17 protein-coding genes are annotated in these 20135 nt (G+C 46.1%); 3 read left to right on the top strand and 14 right to left on the bottom strand.

The genetic code is table 11. From position 1 onward, the window contains the following. Nucleotides 1-12: 12 nt before the first annotated feature. The 12 genes from B9A14_RS14430 to B9A14_RS14485 all read right to left on the bottom strand — a co-directional run bounded on the left by B9A14_RS14430 (nt 13) and on the right by B9A14_RS14485 (nt 14172). The gene (locus B9A14_RS14430; protein WP_231967805.1) at nt 13-819 is read right to left on the bottom strand and encodes an epoxyqueuosine reductase; all 807 of its coding nucleotides are present in this window, start codon (nt 817-819) and stop codon (nt 13-15) included. Nucleotides 820-902: 83 nt separating this feature from the next. Further along, nucleotides 903-1697, bottom strand: a complete 795-nt coding sequence (locus B9A14_RS14435; protein ID WP_084666543.1) for a methyltetrahydrofolate cobalamin methyltransferase — start codon at nt 1695-1697, stop codon at nt 903-905. A gap of 26 nt (nt 1698-1723) precedes the next feature. Continuing rightward, entirely contained in the window at nt 1724-3175 is a 1452-nt protein-coding gene (locus B9A14_RS14440) for a trimethylamine methyltransferase family protein (RefSeq protein WP_084666544.1), read from the bottom strand. 16 nt (nt 3176-3191) lie between these two features. Beyond that, a complete protein-coding gene (locus tag B9A14_RS14445) occupies nt 3192-3848 on the bottom strand; it encodes a corrinoid protein (RefSeq protein WP_084666545.1) in 657 nt (218 codons plus the stop codon). A 114-nt stretch (nt 3849-3962) separates the two neighbouring features. Beyond that, on the bottom strand, nt 3963-5420 hold the full coding sequence (locus tag B9A14_RS14450; protein ID WP_084666546.1) for a trimethylamine methyltransferase family protein: 1458 nt from the start codon (nt 5418-5420) through the stop codon (nt 3963-3965). Nucleotides 5421-5681: 261 nt separating this feature from the next. After that, nucleotides 5682-7511 carry an aldehyde ferredoxin oxidoreductase family protein gene (locus tag B9A14_RS14455; protein ID WP_157109976.1) on the bottom strand — a complete coding sequence of 610 codons (1830 nt, stop codon included), beginning with the start codon at nt 7509-7511 and terminating at the stop codon, nt 5682-5684. Nucleotides 7512-7528: 17 nt separating this feature from the next. Continuing rightward, entirely contained in the window at nt 7529-7921 is a 393-nt protein-coding gene (locus tag B9A14_RS14460; RefSeq protein WP_084666547.1) for a 4Fe-4S dicluster domain-containing protein, read from the bottom strand. A gap of 36 nt (nt 7922-7957) precedes the next feature. Continuing rightward, nucleotides 7958-9118, bottom strand: coding sequence for a choline dehydrogenase (gbsB, locus tag B9A14_RS14465; protein ID WP_084666548.1), 1161 nt, complete (start codon nt 9116-9118; stop codon nt 7958-7960). A gap of 27 nt (nt 9119-9145) precedes the next feature. Continuing rightward, a complete protein-coding gene (locus B9A14_RS14470) occupies nt 9146-10087 on the bottom strand; it encodes a metallophosphoesterase family protein (RefSeq protein ID WP_084666549.1) in 942 nt (313 codons plus the stop codon). A gap of 23 nt (nt 10088-10110) precedes the next feature. After that, entirely contained in the window at nt 10111-11730 is a 1620-nt protein-coding gene (locus B9A14_RS14475) for an amino acid permease (RefSeq protein ID WP_084666550.1), read from the bottom strand. A 21-nt stretch (nt 11731-11751) separates the two neighbouring features. Further along, a complete protein-coding gene (locus B9A14_RS14480; protein ID WP_084666551.1) occupies nt 11752-12447 on the bottom strand; it encodes a hypothetical protein in 696 nt (231 codons plus the stop codon). Between the two features lie 306 nt (nt 12448-12753). After that, nucleotides 12754-14172 (bottom strand): trimethylamine methyltransferase family protein, encoded by a 1419-nt coding sequence (locus tag B9A14_RS14485; protein ID WP_084666552.1) that lies wholly within the window; start codon nt 14170-14172, stop codon nt 12754-12756. 219 nt (nt 14173-14391) lie between these two features. On the opposite strand from B9A14_RS14485, the gene B9A14_RS14490 reads away from it, so the two are divergent. After that, nucleotides 14392-16209, top strand: a complete 1818-nt coding sequence (locus B9A14_RS14490; RefSeq protein ID WP_084666553.1) for a sigma 54-interacting transcriptional regulator — start codon at nt 14392-14394, stop codon at nt 16207-16209. On the opposite strand, the gene B9A14_RS14495 is transcribed toward B9A14_RS14490, so the two are convergent. Beyond that, complete coding sequence (locus tag B9A14_RS14495; RefSeq protein ID WP_084666554.1) at nt 16206-17516, bottom strand: (Fe-S)-binding protein; 1311 nt, start codon at nt 17514-17516, stop codon at nt 16206-16208. The two genes, B9A14_RS14490 and B9A14_RS14495, sit on opposite strands and share 4 nt — an antisense overlap. A gap of 21 nt (nt 17517-17537) precedes the next feature. Next, complete coding sequence (locus tag B9A14_RS14500) at nt 17538-18974, bottom strand: FAD-binding oxidoreductase (RefSeq protein ID WP_231967806.1); 1437 nt, start codon at nt 18972-18974, stop codon at nt 17538-17540. Between the two features lie 82 nt (nt 18975-19056). Here B9A14_RS14500 and B9A14_RS14505 point away from each other — a divergent pair, with 82 nt between their 5' ends. Together B9A14_RS14505 and B9A14_RS14510 are read left to right on the top strand one after the other, a co-directional pair. Then, entirely contained in the window at nt 19057-19602 is a 546-nt protein-coding gene (locus tag B9A14_RS14505) for a sigma-70 family RNA polymerase sigma factor (RefSeq protein ID WP_084666556.1), read from the top strand. Beyond that, nucleotides 19553-20122 (top strand): hypothetical protein, encoded by a 570-nt coding sequence (locus B9A14_RS14510; RefSeq protein ID WP_157109977.1) that lies wholly within the window; start codon nt 19553-19555, stop codon nt 20120-20122. Before B9A14_RS14505 ends, B9A14_RS14510 begins: the two co-directional genes overlap by 50 nt. The last annotated feature ends 13 nt before the right edge of the window (nt 20123-20135 follow it).

Here is a 20135-nt window from a genome sequence, read left to right on the forward strand (position 1 = left end):
CCGCTCTTCAAGTCAACCCTCGGGCAACCCTAAAGCACAAGGTCCGGTGACGCATTTCCCACACACATCACACAGGCCCAAATCAGAGTAAGCTTCTGCTACTTTAAGCAGCCACTGATAGCAGCGCTCCTTATCCAGCCCCTGGCTGTTTAAAGCCTGGATGGGACAACTAGCAAAGCAAACTCTACACCCCCTTTCCTTAAACCACAAACAATACTCTTCAACTGGCCTGGGCGTAGGCGATATAAAAGCATCTATTACCAGGCTTCCTATCCGCCCAGCACACCCCTTAGGGGTTATTAACATGTGATGGGCACCAAACCGCCCTAGACCAGCTATATAAGCTACATGTTTATGGGACCAGCCCGAAGACAAGGTGACCGGATCGAAATTATGGGTGGGAGGCGCAAAAGCAGATCGAATCCCTAAAACCCTAAGCTCTGTTTTTAGCCTTTCGCAAATGCGTTTTATAAGTTGGTTGGTCTCTACATAGGCCAAGGCCCACTCCTTTGCTGGCCATTCTCCCTTTCGGTTTTTGATAACTATTTCTTCCGCAAAAGGCAAGAAAAAAGCTACTACAGACTGGGCTCCAGGCAAAATATCCGATGGTAAAAGATGCTCCCTCGTTGCTATTTCTTTTAACTTGGGAAATAGGGGATCATGGGCAGCAGCAAACCCTATAACTGGTTCTCGATAAGAAGTGACTCCCTGGGCAGAAGAGACCTCTTCTATTATCCACCGGGTTATAAGCTGGGAAAGCATATTTAAATCCCCTTTTAGCCTAAATTTTCTGCTCACCATTTCGTTCGCTAGCAGCACTGTAGCGCTTCCTTCTAGTACATCTACCAGTAGAAGACGCGGGAGGTTTTAATTAGCACCCTCCCGCCCCTCTCTTTTTACGCCTATCCTAATCTTCCTTCCCGGTAGGCCTTAAGATATTCACCACAATACTCATCTCTTCCTAGCAAAACTTTGGCGGCATATAGCAACCCCATAAGCTGCCTGTCTAGGGGATCTAATATTACAGCATCTAGCCCGGCCGTCATGGTACTCACCAGAAAGGCCTGGTTTAAAAGTTTCCGCTGGGGCAAACCATAGGAGACATTGCTTAGCCCACATATAACATGAACACTGGGAAAACGGGACTTTATCCCGTGAATTGTTTCTAAAACCCGGAGGCCAGCTTTATTGTCCGTGCTGACAGGCCTAACCAAAGGATCTACATATATATCATCCTGCTCAATGCCTTCCTTGAGCAGTTCCTCTATTAATCTACTTCCCACCTCGATAGCTTGTTCAGCTGTCTCCGGCATCCCCTTATCATCCATACATAAAGCTACCACTGACGCCCCAAATTCTTTAATAACGGACACCATCTCTTTGAACCTGGCCTTCTCACCAGTAATAGAGTTGACCATGGCTTTACCGCGGTGGTGCTTAAGGGCAGCCTGGAGAGCGACTGGATTAGGGGTATCTATACATAGGGGAACGTCCACTGCCTCCTGTACCACCTTCACCAGCCAGCTCAAGACCTCCGGTTCCTCTTTAAGAAATGTACCCGCATTTACATCCACCATAGCTGCCCCAGCTTCCACTTGTTTTTTAGCTTCCCCTCGAATAAAGGCGACATCCCTAGCTGCCACCGCTGGAGCAATATCTTTCCGGCTAGTGTTAATCCGCTCACCAATAACAAGCAATTTTGATCCCCCCGCTTTAAAAACTTTTAAACACCTAACCTCCTTTCTGCTTTGTTTACTACTTCTTTAACGCGAGCTTCCACATCCGGTGGCAGGGGTTCAGGCTTAAACTCTTCCAGGATCTGTTTTACTTTACGGTTTGCCTTCTCGCCTAGGCTTAAGCCCCCACTATTTTTCCATTCGTCCCAGCGCTGGCGATTTATTAATTTGGGGAACCACGTCTCATTTTTAAAATGCTTTAATGTATGCTCTTCTCCTAAGAAATGGCCACCAGGCCCAACCCGGTCTATAACTTCTACAGCAAGAGTCTCCTCATTTACCTCTATACCTCTTATGATACGCTTGACCATACCTATAATTTCATCACACATCACAATCATCTCATAGGAACCTGTGAGCCCGTATTCCAGGTATCCCACATCGTGGATTAGGTTAGCCCCGCTCTGGGCAGCCATCAGGATGGAAATAGCTGCCTCGGCTGCTGCCTGCTGGTCGAGTATCTTAGAATCGGAACATCCTGCGGTGCTAAACATAGGCAATCTATAATAGTGGGCCAGGTCAGCCAAGGCGCTGTGGAGGAGATGAAATTCTGGAGCGCCGTAAGAATAGATAGTAGTATTCATATCCATTATGGTGTACACTCCGCCAGTGATGAAGGGAGAGCCTTCGCGCTTAAGCTGGTGCATTACTAGCCCGCTTAAGCTTTCGGCTGTACCGGTAACCAGGCCACCAGCCAAAGTAGCAGGAACAGTAGCGCCGCACATGATACAAGGCGTATAAATCACAGGAATCCGGTGCTCGGCTGCATATAACAATTTCTGAACCGCTTCTTTGCTATGCTTAAGCGGTGAAGAAGGTTCGGCATAAAGTATTATAAATGGGTTCTTCTGTAGTTCTTCTTCTCCTCCAGCCACTATAGAAGCCATTTCCACAATATCCGCCATACCTTCCACATCATGGGCTGTAAATACTATAGGTTTTGTAGTATTAAGGAGCATGGCTTCGAATTGATGCCGGTCAGAGACAGGGGTAGGCTTATCTTGCACTAAAACTAAAGACATAACAAAATCTATGTTAGGAAGGGCCTCGCAGATTTTGGCCGCATTAGCCACATCCTGCTTGGTGCACCGGCGACGTTCACCTGTATAAGGGTCTAATATGTTAGGACAGTCTGAACCAGTGCCGAAGTAAATATTGTATCCCTCTAGTATCATAGTCCGTTTCCCGTGACGGTTGGCTACAGCGACCCGCCGCGGGGCAGTACGCAAAGCCCATTCTACCAGGTGGCTGGGTACACGCACCCGGTTGCCATCCACATATGCTCCTGCTTTTTTGAAAAGTTCAAGGGCTTCCGCTTCATAAACTGCTACTCCTGTACGTTCCAATACTTCAAGGGCTGCAGCATGTATCTCTTCTAGCTGGTCTTCCGATAAAACCCTAAATTGGACGCTAGCCTGGACCGTATAATTGCTCCTCATTTTTCCCTTCCCCCTTTCACGCTACACAACTACCGGTAAGTTGAGCTACTAATCGCTTAGCCAAATCTGTAGCCGAGGCAGCATCAGGAGCATATCCATCGGCCCCGATTTCATCGGCGAAATCTTGAGTTACCGGTGCTCCTCCCACCATAACCTTAAATTTTTCGCGCACCCCTTCTCGCTTAAGAAGCTCTATAACATCCTTCATCACCAGCATGGTGGTAGTAAGCAGGGCAGACATCCCGATGATATCAGCTTTATTTTCTAAAGCTGTGGTAACAAACTTACTGGGCTCCACGTCTATACCCAAATCTATCACTTTAAAACCTGCACCTTCTAACATCATGCCTACCAGATTTTTCCCTATATCATGGAGGTCTCCTTTTACTGTTCCTAGAACTACAGTACCAGCAGGTTTAAGTTCGCCCTCTACTATCAATGGCTTTACTAAGCTTAGGCCGGTGTTCATGGCGCGGGCTGACATTAGTACTTCCGGTACAAACATCTCGCCTGCTTTAAATTTGGCCCCTACCTCGCTCATGCCCGCAATCAGCCCTTGATTTATCACTTCTAAGGGTGGGATACCTTCATCCAAGGCTTTGCGTGTAAGCTCTTCTACTTTCTGGATGTTACCAGAAATAACGCATTGAGCTAGCTCTTTGATTACTGTCATTTTCAATACCCCCTGTGTAACAATTTTTGTATTTGATTAAGACTTAATTAACACTTAGCTATTATTTAATTATTTCCCTTTTACTTAACTCTTCTCCTTAAATTTACCACCTCCTTATCCCACCTCTTGTTCAGCCCTTTCTACAATTTCTGCCAACCTTCTCTTTGTAGTTTCCTCCAAGGGTTCTGGCTTGTGCCCTTCTACAATGGCTTTAATTTTATCCCTAACTCGCTGGCCCAGATCTTTTTTCCCAGAAGCTACCCAGGCATCATATCTCTGGCGGTCTATAATTTCACTAGGTATAAAGCTTTCACGCTTAAAATACTTAAAGGTATGCTCTTCCATTAAGAAATGGCCACCGGGTCCTACGGCCTTTATTACATCTAAGGCTAGGGTTTCCGGGTTAACATCTATGCCCTCGATAATGCGGCGCACTAGGCCAATAATCTCATTAACCATTACTACCATCTCTAAAGAACCAGTAGAGCCGTATTCTGTATAACCTACATCATGGACTAAATTAGCCCCGCTTAAGGCGGCCATTAAACAACTGATGGCCGCCTCCAACGCCGCCTGTTGGTCTACCAGTTTAGAATCAGTACACCCTGCTGTACTGAATACAGGAATCTTGTAATAATGGGCTATTTCCGTAAAGGCAGCCTGGGCCAGGCTCAGCTCGGGTGCGCCATAACTTAAAATGGTACTCTTCATATCCATAATAGATACCACGCCGCCCATGATGAAAGGCGCACCCTCACGGACTAGCTGAGCTAACACCAAGCCAGCCAAGCATTCAGCATTGGATAAGGCGAGCATCCCCGCCAGGGTAGCAGGTCCAGTAGCACCCGCAGTAGTACACGGCGTATACACCTGGGGTATAAGATGGCGAGCACAAAAGATGTTCTTTTTTAAGGCATCCTCACTGTGCTTTAATGGCGGGCTAGGTTCACCATATAGGGCTAAGAAGGGATATTTTTGAAATTCCTCTAAGCTCCCCGCAATAGCTATACACATATCTAACATGTACTTGTAATTTACATCGGTATACCCCCAGTGAACTATGGGTTTAGTGGAGTTATTGAACATTGCCTCTAGTATATGGATATCAGCAATTTTAGGATTGACATCTCTGGGGGTACCTAGATCTTCTAAAAAATCGATATTATCCAAGGCATCACAGACCAGGGCTACACGGGCAGAATCGCTCTTTCGGGGATACCTTCTTTCACCCGTAAAAGGATCGCGGTGATAAGTATTGGTCGGCCCAGGACCAAAATAAGTCTTATGCCCTTCTAAGAAGAGCTTCCTGTTGCCGTTCCGATCACAAAGGACAATCCTGGAAGGGGCTGTCCTTATAGCCCACTCTACTAGACTCGGTGGAAACTTAACATTAATCCCGTCTACATAGCATCCTCCCTTTTTTAAAATCTGCCTTGCCTCTTCGTCGTAAATATTTACCCCCACACTAGACAAAATCTCCAGAGTAGCATAATGTATTTCTTCTATTTGGGCATCAGATAAAAGTCTAAATTGAACACTATCATTTACTACATAGTTACTTCTATTCTTCACAGGTCGACCTCCTCTCTAAAATCTATAAGCAAAGCTCGCCCACTTTCACCTTGGTTCCTGCTCAACAAAAGACCTGGAAAGCACCCTCGTTCCTGTCTTTCAGTTGTTTTTACCCAATCAATATATGCAAAAAACGTGCCATTCTTATCAAAATTTGCTTTTGGGCTAGGTTGAATAGTTTATGTTTTAACCCTGCCAAATTGTTTGCATGCAAAAAATTAGGCAGGGTGCAAATAATCATTATCTACTTTTATCTACTTTTTAAGGCAGCCCCAGGCGCTCCAAAGTAGAAGCAAAGGGCCTCCCCCTTGCATCCCATCCCCGGAGCTGATAATATTCGTCTAGCATCTTGTCACAATCCTCCGGAGGCAAAAAATGTCCTGCTGCCGGCCCGTCCGGTAAAGGCTCTTCTTGAAAACGAGCTGGTAAAGAATCCTGCTCCCGCTCAATACCTTCCCTACAATTGAAGAGACGGGTTAAATTCCAGATTCTTTCACCGATAAGCTCTAAGTCAGCAGCGGTTATATCCTTGCCTGTAGCCGCCCGCACCAAGCTCGCATAAGTATCAGCCGTAATGCCATAGGCGGCAAAATCGCATTTTACCAGAGTATCAAGACCAGCTAGATAGTTTTGGAGGTAAACCACCAGCTCTGCTTTTCCCTCTATTTCCAGACGAGAAAATTTACGCCCCCGCCATCTCTCACCGCCAACTTCATACAATATAGGAAAAGCCCGCTGGTGGCAACCGCCTCTATCTCCTGTCATGTAAGCCAAACCCATACCAGGCGCGCCCCGGGGTCCCCAGGCAGGAGTCTCCAATCCTTTTACATGGACAGCCCATTTTCCGGAACCCTGGCCAATAGCTTCTGCAGCACGCTTAACGCCTTCAGCCAGAATATCACCTATTTCACTGGACCTATAAGCTATCTGTTTAATTAGTTCTTCGATCCCTTCCGGCTTACCAAAGCCCCATTGGTTAGAACCAGCCGGCCCTAGCCCCCGCTCTACTGTCTCCAAGAAGTAACCTAAAACACCCCCTGTGGACATAGAATCTAGCCCCAAGGCATCGCACAAGTATACAAGATAGGCGACTTCTTCTAAATTGTCCAAGCCCAGGTTGGCCCCCATCATAGCAGCGCTCTCATATTCTACTACATCTACAATAGTTCCTCTATGCTTCCCTCGCCGGATAACTCCCACCTTGCTACAAGCCACAGGGCAGGAAAAGCAGGCTGTATCCTTTAGCCAAAGCCGTTCCCTTTGGGCTTCGTTGTCTATTTTGCGTGAGCCGGAAAAGGTCCCCTGCCGGTAGTTAAAAACTGGTAGAAGACCTTCAGCATCTGCAAAAGGTATGGAGCCCGGGGTGCCGTCTATCTGGAAGGCCTCAATGTAAGGGCTTGCCCTTAGCTCGTGACGGGCACGGTTGACCGCTTCTATAAAAGCAGCTTTATCCTTTACCTGTATCCCACGCTCCCCTATCACTGCTATAGCCTTTAGGTTTTTGGAACCCATTACGGCCCCGCAACCACACCGCCCCGCATGGCGGTTATATTCGCAGCTAATAAGGGCAAAGCGTACCAGATTCTCGCCGGCCGGACCAATACAGGCAATTTTGGGATCTTTTTCCTCCCCTATCTCTTGTTTTAAAGTCCACGAAGTCTTAAAGGTATCCAGTCCCCATAAATGCTTGGCAGGACGAAGCTCTACACGTTCTCCTTCGACTAATAAGTAAACAGGCTCTGGAGCTTTCCCTTTTATCACAATACCATCGTAGCCTGCGTACTTTATTTCCGGAGCCAGGGATCCCCCGAAATAGGAATCGGCAAAGATGCCGGTCAGGGGAGATTTAGTAACTACACAGCCACGCATGGAGGGGGCTAGAGTACCAGTCAGAGGCCCAGATAAAAACATGAGCAAATTGTTTTCGTCAAAGGGATCGGTACCTGGGGGTAACCGATCCCACAATAGCTTGGCTCCCCAACCTTTGCCTCCCAAAAACTTATCAGTAAGGGTTTCTTTTAGCTCCTCTTTTTCTACAGTTCCGCTGCTTAAATCTACCCATAACAACTGGCCCATATAACCGTAACCCACTTTACCCACCTCTTACTTTATACCGCTTCTAATTCCAGGGCACCCGTAGGGCATACCTTAACGCATTCCGGTTGGCCCTGGCATAACTCACATTTATAAGCCGTTCCCTCTCGTAAAACAATCACTTTCCAGGGACAATACTCCGCGCATAACCCGCACCCAGTACAATTATTAGTATCAATTTTAACTATCTCTTCCCGATTAACAGCCTTGCTAGGGCACACCCTTAAGCAGAAAGCGTTCTCGCACTGTCCACAGGTTACCGGCTGGAAAAAAAGCCCGTCCCGCCTCCTTTCCACCCTCATCAAGGCCAAGTGCGGAGTAAACTCACCGGTGAAGTTAAAGGAACAGGCGAGCAGGCAAAGGTTGCAACCGGTACACTTATCAGGCTTAGCCCTAAGTCTTCCCATAATTTCCAGCTCCCGTATCTTTAACTCCTAATACCTCTATACAGCCAGCAATTTTTCGTACATCATGACATAGCTCTCATAGGTGAGATCACGCGGATTACCAATGGTTTGGGGATCCTCAAAGGCAAGCCTAGCCAGGAATGGAATATCCTCCCGGGTAACACCCGTACTGCTTAAGGGCGGGATCTCCAAATCAGCCACAAGCTCTTTTACCGCTTTTATAGCCAGCTTTGCCGCCTCTTCTACTTTAAGACCCCGTATATCTTCACCCATGGCTAAAGCGATCCTGGCGTATTTCTCGGGGCAGCCCATCCAGTTATATTCCATCACCACAGGCATCATGACAGCAGTTAAGTACCCATGATGTACATCGATGTATCCTCCAAAGGTCTGGGCCATGGCATGGATAGCCCCAGCGCTCTCTGTGCCATAGCTCATCCCGGCTAGGCAGGCAGCCATGGCCATATTATACCGCGCCTCTAGATCATGACCATAAGCTACTGCTTTACGCAAGTTTTGGGCAATAAGTTCTATAGCCATAAGGGCCACCGCATCGGTAATAGGTTGGGCATAGGCACAAGTATAGCATTCTATGGCATGGGAAAGGGCATCCATCCCTGTCCAGGCCGTCAGGTTAGCTGGGAGATCGAGCATTAATTCTGGATCTATCAAGGCTACTGCCGGTGCGATAAGGGGGGTACCACCCACGTTAAACTTTATTTTTCTAGCCGGGTCAGTAATAACGGCCCAGAGGGTTACTTCGCTGCCCGTACCTGCAGTAGTGGGAATGGCAATTAATGGAGGTATCTTGTTGGTAATCTCCTGCTTCCCGTATTCATAATTTAGGATACTATCCCCATGAACAACTTCGACACCTATAGCCTTAGCTGTATCTATAGAGCTCCCGCCACCCAGAGCAATAAGGATATCGGCCTCGCTCTCCTTGTAGGCAGCCGTGCCCCGGCCCACCAGCTCCACCGGCGGGTTGCCCACCACCTCACTAAAAACCCTATATGGTATCTTCTCTTCCTCTAGCACAGCTGTAAGGCGCTGGAGCAAACCCGCTTTAACTACACCTGCATCTGTAACAATTAACGCCTTGCGGCCACCTAAACGTTTTATCTCCTCACCTATAGTCTTAAGGCTACCTGGTCCGTGCTTGATAAGGGTGGGGGTGATCCAGCTCTGTACTTTCATAATCTTTTCCTCCCCTATTCAAAAGAATTATCCAGAAGTGAGAAGATACTTTTTAATGCCTGTATCATCTAGATCTATAAGGCACCCCAGCAAAATCCCCTGCTCATAAGAACTCCCAGGGTTAATGCAAAGGGTTTTACCCAGTCTCTTTATCCCCTTCCCTTCGTGGATATGCCCGAATAAACCTAACGGGGGCTGGTATTTTTCCACAATAACCCTCACTGCTTTACTACCTACTGGTACTAAAGACCTCCCAGCATATTTGGGTCTTAGCATAGCATCTAGCTCGGGTGCCTCATCTAAACCTGACTGGTACGGAGGAGCATGGAAATTAAAGATAGCGTATTCGAGAGAGGTATCAAGTTGCTGCACTATATTTTCTAGCCTAACGTGCAGTTCTTCCTCTGAGCATTCCCTATATGTCTGCCAAGGTGTGGGATTGGTCCAACCTGTGCTCACCATGAGCCACCGGCGGTTTATTTCCACTACTTTGCCTTCCGCCACTTTCACCCTTTTACCTTTTTTAAAAACCTCATCAACTTCAAACATATCGTCGTTACCGGGACAGATGTAACAATCTATTCCCCACTCTTTAAGCCTCGCTTCGGCATATTCCAGCCATCTCTCTGCCGTCTGTAAAACTAGTCCCTCAAATCGTTTTTTCACCAGGGCTGGATCACGGCATAGTTCTTGGTATTCTTCCTCGCTGACCACTAGAGGATAATATCCTCGATTCCTAATCAAGCTCTCCATCTCTTCTAACTGGCCCTCTTTAATAGTCATTTGCTGTTCTAAAAAGGATACCTTATATTTTTTACCTGGAATTGAAACTATAGGAACTAAAGCTTTACCTGTAATATCCCCCCCTAAGATCAGAACCTCGGCCTGATAAAACTTACCGGCATTGATAAATTTCTTCCAGCAGACTTCCGAACCATGAACATCGGTAGCGAAAAATATCCTAGTCATTCTTAAGGACCACCCGCTCCGTGTTATTCTACCGGGATATTACGATATACCATCTCTAAATCTATACCCTGTTTACGCCTCAACCACTTGGAAACGACATAGATAGTTATAGCTATAAGGTAAAGGATTAACATATATATAGCCGATACCGGGTTATTAACCCCATAGGTGCTATCTGTAGCCCACTTATAAATGTTCCAAGCTAAGAAAGCAGCAAAAATAACCCCAGCTATAGATATAACCGGTACTGTACCCACCTTGTAACGTGAAACAGGTGAGGAAGCAAATAGGGCTTTATCCTTGTAAGGTAGAAGAATTCCTGCAATGGTTGTGCCCAAGTAAGTAATAGCTATAACTACTGTGGTATCTAGTGTATAAGTAGAGAAGCCTGGTAAGTATGAATATAAAATGCTGATAATAGTAGCAGGAATGGCCATAAGCAACAGTGCGTTAAAGGGCACCCTCGTACGTGGGGATACATGGGCCACCCATTCTGGTAATACCCTATCGAAGGCAGCCGCAAAGATTACCCGGGTAGAAGATAAGAATACGGTACCGCACCAACCGAAGAACCACATGCTAAGGCTTAAGAGAATTATTAGCTGCCATAAAGGATTACTGCTCAAAAGAGCTATGAAAAGGCCTGGATAAGGGAAAATGGGTAGGAGTGACTCTCCGCCAAAAAATACATTATTGACAGCGAGATAGAATTCCCATCCAAAGGTTTTAGCAAAAAGTACAAGCAACAGGAGGGCCAGTATTACAGCAACCAGTAAGCCTCCCATCATACTCCAAAAATTACGCTTAAATTCAGTCGCTCCCTGTACTTCACCATATAGGGTAGCTCCCCAGTTAGGCCATAGGTTCCAGAACAGGACCAGGGGAATAAGCGGCAAGCTGGCTACCAAGGACATCTGATTCCAAGCTACTGGAGTATACCCTGCGCTTTTAGCCTGTTCTAAAATCTTTTGATATAGGTTAGCGTCCGCCTGAAACATAGATGCGGCAAAGGAGTTAAAATTGTTAATAAAAGCAGCCTTATCCGCACTTAATAACATGATAATAGAAATCAACAAGCCACCCATACCTACATAAAAACAGAATTTCTGGATGCGGGCATAGGTCTTCATGCCTAGACCTACGAACACAAAAGCTAGAACTATAACAATAAGCGAGGAAAAAAACAAACCATTTTTGTCAATAAACCATAAAGCGAGGTCAATAAAAGCCTTATTTTGAGTCCAGCTAGCTAACCATAAAGAAAGGGGTGAAAGTACTTCATAGCTTAAGATATTCCCATAAACAGGTACCCAATGCCATAGTATAAACACCCAACCCGTCATAGAAAGTACGAACCCCAAGCCGCCTCCTAAAACCCGGCTCTGCCACACATAGTCTCCGCCTGCCCGCGGCATTACGGAAATTAACATAGAATAAACTACAATTTCGGCTATTATAAATAGGCTGCTTATAATAATAGCTGGTATTAGGTGGGCTTCAGGGAAAAAAGGGGCAAAAGCAAAAATATATAATCCTAAAGTAATGAGATTAACGGAAAAGAAAGCATAAATAAAGCCATCAAAAAGGGACCAAGCCCTTACTAACCCGCTAGCTTTTCTTACAAATACTGTCGTCTCGGCCATTTCTCCCACCTCCAAGTATTTTTAGGCCTGAGGTAATTCGTCTACTTCCTTATACCACTTAACCCTTTCTCCTATTTTGCTCCTCATTTTCCAGGCTAAAGATTTGGGCTCCTTTTCAATATACCTCCTAATTGCAGCAATCTTTTGTGTTACGTCTTCATAATCTTCTTCCCTAAGCTGAGCCCGATATTGTTCCAATTTTTGACTAACTTTATCTAAATTCATCGTAATAGTCTTCCATAAACCCCAGTCTTGAGCACAGCGCCTGGCAATCAATTTCGCATTAATTATTTCTGTATCCTCTTCTCCAATTCCGTGTTCTCGGATAATCATTATTGTATCTATGATGTCCTTCTCATTGAGCTTCACAATCTGCATCTTCTCCATAAAAAGCTCAGCTAAAGGTATAGTAGGAAAGTCTACATCAAGCCTATCCCGTAATGGAATTACATGACAGAAATCTAAACAATCTAGGAATACATCACAATGAAGGCCATTGGGATGATTAAATACCAGCCTCCCCGTCCCATATAAAACTCTAACCTCCATATCCTCTTGATAGCCTAATGCTTTAAAAACCTCTCTAATCCTTTCCCCTTCTTCAGAACGGGCTGCCAGATCGATATCTGTAAACACTCGCTTCAAAGTATCTTGTAAATAGTTGTACCGTGGACAATGATGATAAAAAGCTAAGGCCCCTAATAAACGTACTGTCACCTTCCTTTCTTGGCAAAAATCAATTATCCGCTTGGCTTCAGTTAGAAAATGTTCCCTTGAAAACGACAGAAAGACCCCCCCTGCTCTAACATATTTTTAAATCTTACCTATTACCTTTTGCCCTGTTTTTCTCCTTGCATTTCGATTCCTCAACTCTTCCTTAAAATGTGATATATGCAAAAGACGTGCCATCCCTAAGAGAATGCCTAAAAATAAAACCACTCGCTATGCTGCCAAATTATTTAGCAGCCAAAAATTGGGCAGGTGCAAAATCATTTGGCAACCCCACATCCGTCTACCTGAACTCTATCCCTTCTCCACCTTCTCTATGAAGGCATTTAAGTCGCGTTCCAGATCTTTACCCAACCCCGGGGGCTCAAAACAGGCGAGGATCTCTTGCCAGCGAGAAAAGGCAATAGCCGCCAAGTCTTTACCTTCTTCGGCCCAGTGGCTGTAATTTTCCCGGTTGAGCAACCTGGGTTCCCAGTTCTCCTGACGGAAATTGTGCAAAGTATGCATTTTATCCAGATAAAAACCCTGTGGTCCAGCTTCTGCAATGGCCTGCAGGGCCAGCCCATTCTCATCTACGGCAAAACCCCGCCGTAAGCGGCGGACCATACCGCAAAGCTCATCATCGATAACTAATTTTTCATAGGACATAGTTAAATAAGTTTCTAGGATACCAGCGGCATGGAGTACAAAATTAACCCCGCTTAAGGCAGTAGCCATAAGGGTATGCATGCTTTCCGCCGCTGCCTGAGCATCTACTATTTTGCTATCTGTTAAAGCCCCGCCACTCCGACATGGTAGGCCATAATACTTCGCCATCTGAGCACCGCTGATAGTTATTAGAGCCGTCTCTGGTGCGCCGATAGCCATGGCTCCATTGCGCATATCTACCGGGTGAGAAGCACACCCATAAATTACCGGCGCCCCCTCTTTTACCAGCTGGGCTAGTGTTATACCAGTTAGAATCTCAGCATTAATTTGGGCCAAGGTACCGCTTATAGTTACAGGAGAGGTAGAACCAGCCTGGGCCATGGAAGCTATTATCACAGCCTGTCCGTGGCGTGCATGTTCTATTAAGGCTTCAGCCATACGTCCATCTAAACTTAAAGGCGGAAGGGTGTTAATAAGGGTTATTAATACAGTATGAGATTCTAAAAATTCGCGACCGAAGACCACTTCCGCCATATGAATGGTGTCCAGCGCCTTTTTCTTACCATAAGGGCTACCCATGAGGCACTTATCTGAGTACTTAAGGGAAGCTTCTAGCATTTTAACATGCCTTATCTCTTCAGGGACATCATTAGGCTCAGTAAGGATCCCGCTAGCTAGATCAAGGTTAGAGCAAGCCTGGGCAATCTTTACTAAGTTTATAAAATCTTCTATAGTACCTTCCCGGCGTCCTCGAGAGAGATCAGAGACAAAAGGCGCGCCATACCCAGGAGCCAGCACAAAATTATCCCCGCCAATACGCACACTCCTTGCAGGATTGCGCGCATGTAGGGTAAACTCCGCGGGCGCCTTTTTTATCTGGGTTTCTACTAATTTAGGAGGTAGGTAAACAGTTTCTCCCTCTACTTTGGCACCTGCTTTGGAGAGAATATCCCTGGCTTCGGTAGAAAAGATGCGGATCCCTACACGTTCTAAAATCCAAAGGGAGGCGGCATGAATGTTCTCTATCTCGTCTGGAGTTAGACAGGTAACTCGAGGACAAGCCATTTTTATTTACCTCCATTTTTATTTATCTCTTTCAACACATATACGCAAAAATGATGCCATTCCATTTGGGGTTTAAAAACGGAGAACGCAATTTTTTAGGCATGCAAAAAAATAGACATGGTGCTAAAAATTTGTCAGCTATATTCTGCTTTTCCGTGATATCACCCTTTTGATATAATTAGTTTCAGGGAGAAATAACCAAAAGCAGGGGGCGGTACAATGCTTTCTCAAGTACTGCCGACGATCCTTGATAGTATTCAGGAGGGTATTATAATTGTCAATAAATCTCACGAAATTATCGCTTTTAATAGATCTGCCACCGAAATTTTGAACATTTCTAACCTTAAAGGAGCAAAATTGTCAGAATTATTTCCTGAACTTGTAGATTTATCCAGGAAAGAAGCTGAAGGAGAATTCTGTCTAAAAGCGAGCCAAGACAGTCCTCCCCGTTGGGTTAAGGTAACTAAAAAATCCCTTACTGAGGTAGGAGAAGAAATAACTCTTTTCATATTCCAAGATATAACTAAATTGTCACGCTTGCGCCAATGCAAACGAGAACTCCTACGTATAAAGAAGCATTATGAATATATTCTAGACTCCCTGGAAGAAGGGGTTATAGTTACCGACCGAGAAGGTTATATTATTTACATTAATGCGGCCCAAGAGAAGCTAGATCGCGTGCATCGGAAGGATTTCCTGGGACGGCACATAACCCAAGCATATAACCTAAACGAAGAAGGTAGTCTTATCATGCAAGCTTTAAAAACCAAAAAGCCTGTACCAGAACAACAGCAATTTTATATAACTATGCTAGGCCAAGCCGTAAATATCGTGGCCAATGCTTTCCCCCTAATGGATGAACATAACGAAATTATTGGAGCTGTATGTATCTGCAGGGAAACTACCAAGGCTAGAGAACTAGCAGAGAAGATATTGCATCTTTTTGATAGCAATCCAATTAACTCTAAAAATATAATAGGGATGTCGCAGTACAATGTTTCCCATACCATGTCTACACGCAAGCCTTCTAATATCCGTTATCAATTCAAAGATATTATTGGAACCAGCCGCAAACTCCAAACAGCCCTTCATTGGGCTAAGATGGCAGCAGGTACAGATTCTAGTGTCTTAATCTATGGGCCCACAGGTACGGGAAAGGAGCTCTTCGCCCAGAGTATCCACAGTGCAAGCAGTCGCCACGAAGGGCCCTTTATCGGGGTGAACTGCGCAGCCCTTCCAGAGACATTATTAGAAAGCATTTTGTTTGGAACCGTAAAAGGGGCTTTCACTGGAGCAGTAGACCGTCCTGGTCTCTTTGAGCAGGCCCATGGAGGAACCCTTTTCCTGGACGAACTTAACTCTATGCCTCTGGGACTTCAGGCCAAACTACTGCGCGTGTTACAAGACGGGCGGATACGCCGGGTCGGAGGAACCCAAGAAATACCTGTATCCGTACGGATTATCAGCAGCTTAAACAGGGATCCTTTCTCTGCAGTCCAAGAAGGCCTTTTACGTGCAGACCTGTTTTACCGCTTGGGAGTAATCTTAATAGAAATACCTCCCCTTTGTGAGCGGAAAGAAGATATACCACAGCTGGTCTCTTATTTTATCAACAAATTTAATACCCTTTTGGGCCGGAAGGTCCAAGGGGTTACTTCAGAAGTCATGGATCTGTTTTTAAGTTATGACTGGCCAGGAAATGTAAGGGAGTTAGAACATGTAATCGAGTGCTCTATGAATGTTATTGGGGATCAAACATATATAATGCTGGAACATCTACCACCACACCTTAAGCTTAAGCTCCCGCAGGGCCGTCCTGGATCTCAATTATCGTGGAATAACTTAGAAACACGTATCCAGCTCGGCCGGGGGTCCTTGAAAAAAGAGCTTGCCCTGGCGGAGAAGGACCTAATAATGCAAATACTTAATCAAACCTCAGGAAACATATCCCAAGCTGCCCGTATCTTAGGTATTAGCCGACAAAGCCTGCAGTATCGATTAAAAAAGTTTGCTTGTCAATCTAAAAACTCAAACTAATATTCTCCTATTACCTCAATAATATGTTTTGCCTCGACCTTAAGGCCTGCTTTCCTTAAAGCATAGGAGATTTGCATAAGGCAGGCTGGACAACTAGTAACTACTACTTCTGCTCCACTAGCTTGAATAGCTTGGACCTTTGATGTTGCCAGTTGTTGCGCGATATCAGGGTGGGTAAGCCAATAGGAACCCGCTGCTCCACAACACCGGTCAGCTCCTGGCATTTCTCTAAACTCTAATTGAGATACGACCTGTAAAAGCAGCCTCGGTTCTTTACTTACTCCCAGGGCCTTCTTAAGGTGACACGGATCGTGGTAAGTTACAATTCTCTTAGTTTGGCCAACTCCGTGGCTAGATAATTTGCTCTTTAATTCTTCCACCAGCTCTGCCTTGGTTACAATAAACTGGGAAATATCCTGTACGCGACTAGCTAGCTCTTTAGCCTCTTTTATCCTTATCCAGCGGGCATACTCTTTCCAAACCGCCCCACAGGAGGCGCAATCAACTATAATGGCTTCATAATTGCCCTGCTTAAAGGAGAAAATGTTCTGGGTAGCTAGCCTGTGAAAAAGATCTAAATATCCATAGGCCAGGGCTGGAGCACCACAACAGACCTGCTCTGGAAGATGAACTTCGTAGCCTAAAGAAGTAAGTAAGTTAATAACCCTTTGCCCCAGGCTAGGGAAAATAAAACCGCTCATACATCCGGTAAAATAAGCCACCACACCCCGGGGCCGGGAGGTCGGAAAAGGTGGGATTATTTGCGAAGGGTAAGAAGTCCTTAAGGGCCTTCCGGGAGGGGTAGATAATAACTGGGTAAAACGATCCAGGGAATCTACAAAGGAGAAAGGAGCAGGCAGAAGGGATCCTATCCGCATAAAACCTAAGAACCTAGAAACCCTAGCCAGGTTAGCTAAATACCCCAGCCTCTTAGGGTAAGGCAAGAGGTTTTTTAAGACTATGGCTGTTATATCTGGCGCCTTTTCCGCAGCTATTTTATTCCTTACTACGCTCACAATAGTCGAAGTATCTACGCCGTTTGGGCAGCGGGCAGTACAGGTCTTACAAAGAAGACAATGGGAAAAAAGTTCCGTGAGCCTCCTTGAAGCTTTCAACTCCCCGGCTAGGTAGGAACGGGCGAGCCTTATAAGTCCGCGCGCTACAAAAGGCTCGTGGTGTTTAACCTCAAAAACAGGACAATGGGCCCGGCAGGTACCACATTTGGAACAACGCTCGATCTCCTCCTTTACTTGCTCCAACATATCTGCCATGTCTGGTACGTTTGCCATCTCTCTAGCGTTCAGCACCGTTCTTCTGCTCCCACTTCTTTATGTTTTTACAAGCTCCTGGCTTCGTTCAATGAAAATCTTCCCTGGATTTAGAATACCTTTAGGATCTAGGCTCTGTTTTATCTTTTTCATGGCTATCCATCCTCCCGAGCCCAGATCAGATAACAAAAAGGGAGCCTTAAGCACTCCGATACCATGTTCCCCAGAAAGGGTTCCTCCCAGCTCTAGGGCCGCGTTCAGAATCTCGGCTATGGCCTGCTCCACCCTCCGCATTTCCCCCTGATCCCGGCGGTCACAGGCGATGTTAGGATGTAGGTTACCGTCACCAGCGTGACCGAAAATCACCAGATCAATATTGTATTTCTGCCGGATCTCCCCTAGCCTCCGAATCATGGTTGGGATTTGGCTGCGCGGTACAGTTACGTCCTCAGAAATTTTGGTAGGCTTTATTTTGGCTATGGCTGGGGATACAGCACGCCGGGCCTTCCATAATTTATCAGCTTCCTCGGGATTTTTAGCTAAAGTTACCTCTGCTCCCTGGCGTGTTAAAAGGGTATGGATCTCCTCTGCTTCCCGTTCGGCCTGCTCCTTTTGACCATCGGTCTCTATAAGTAGCACAGCAGCAGCGTCCAAGGGCAAACCACAAGGGCTAAACTTTTCTACTAAAGCTATCGAGATCTGATCCATGATTTCTAAAGTTCGAGGCACTATCCCAGAAGTTAAAATAGCGGTCACAGCCTCGCCAGCCTGGGCCAGATCTTTAAAAACGGCCAGAAGGGTTCTTACAGTAGATGGTAAAGGTAAAAGACGTACAATAATTTCGGTAATAACCCCTAGGGTCCCTTCCGAACCTGTGAATAAGCGGGTTAAATCATACCCTGTAGCGTTTTTTATAGTACGACCTCCTGTACGGATCACACTTCCATCAGCCAGGACTACTTCCAGCCCTAGGACGTAATCCCGGGTAACACCATATTTCAGGCCCCGAGGCCCGCCAGCGCCTGTAGCCACGTTACCCCCTATAGTGCAAAACTCGGAGCTACTCGGATCTGGGGGATAAAAAAGACCACACGCCTCTGCTGCCCGGTGAAGGTGGGCGGTAACTACTCCAGGAGCAACCACGGCCAGCATATCCTCACGGTGGATTTTGCGGATCTCCCTCATTTCCGTCATTACCAATGCTATACCACCTCCTAATGGGACCGAGCCGCCGCTTAGCCCCGTCCCGGCCCCACGGGGGTGGATGGGGATTCCTTCCCGGTGGGCTAACTCTAAAATACGGGCCACCTCTTCTGTAGAAGCTGGTTTCACCACTACATCCGGCAAGTGCTCTACAAAGGTAGCATCATAGGCATAACATAGACGATCTTCCAGGTTCGTGAATACACGATCCCGGCCTACTATTTTAGCTAGTTCTTTGGCTATTTTAGGTACTTGTGTCATCATCGACCCCCGCAAATTTACTTTATCGAACAAAATACAAATTCTCGAAGGAAGGAGAGTTTCCTACCGCCTAGCAGGCAGGGATTCGCCTTCGTAAGCAGAAATTTTATATATTATGAAGAAGGAACAGCTAGAAGATTTAATGCGCCGCTTTGGTGACAAAGTCCTACACCTGGCCTATTCTTACTTGGGCGACCGGTATCTGGCGGAAGACGTGGCCCAGGAGGTTTTTGTCCGTGTTTTCTTAAGCCTGGATCAATTCCAGGGCAGGAGCTCCCTATTTACTTGGATTTATCAAATAACCGTGAATTTATGCCGTGACTATCTGCGCTCCCAGAAACGTTGCCGCTTGCAACCCTCCTTTGAGATGCCTCGTTTTGCCGTAAACGTGGAGGATGCAGTTTTAGCCGAGATAGAATACCAAGAGCTTTGGCAGGCTATTTTTAATCTACCTGTAGCCTACCGGGAAGTGATCTGGCTCCACTACTATGACCAGCTGGAGCTCAAAGAAATCGCTCATATCCTGGGTATATCCCTGTCAGCAGTAAAAATACGGTTGTACCGTGCACGCCAGCACCTCTACAAAGTTTTACAAGAAGGTGAAAACTGTAATGAAGTCTCGCGGGCGGCTGGACAAATTGCTAGCCAACCTGCCCGCTAACCTGCCACCCCAACTGATGGGCTTAAGATTTTCTCCCGCCTTGCGGGAACGGGTTCAAAAGCGGGTAGCCCAATTGATGGATGACCAGGCCGTAAAAGTAACCTTCCCTCTTAAGAAAGATAGGCGAGGGGTACTGATAGCGGTAGCCATGGCTGTTTTTTTCTTCGCAATACTGAGCTCGCGTTGGATCCTATTTTCAAGAGGTCCCACCCTGGTAGCTGAACCAATAAGCTCCAACCTAAAAGTGGAAGAAGCAGCTTGGCTTAAGGAACCCTTAAGACGGACGAGACTTCCAACCCCAGCATCCCATGTTCCCATAGTTACCGGCGAAGATACCGTCATCATCCCCTTGGAAGTCCTACCCCTACCCCATGGTCAAGGAGCTATAATTTGGATAGTATACCAGCAAGGAACTGAGCAGCATTACTATTATTTACTGCTCCATTTTGAGGAAGGAAAAGCCCAGCCGATAAGTTTTGAGCGAGGTGTAACCTCTAAGGGGGTTAGTACGTCTAATTAAATGGGATATCTTA

Source organism: Thermanaeromonas toyohensis ToBE, from assembly GCF_900176005.1.
Taxonomy (GTDB): Bacteria; Bacillota; DSM-521; order Neomoorellales; family Neomoorellaceae; genus Thermanaeromonas; species Thermanaeromonas toyohensis.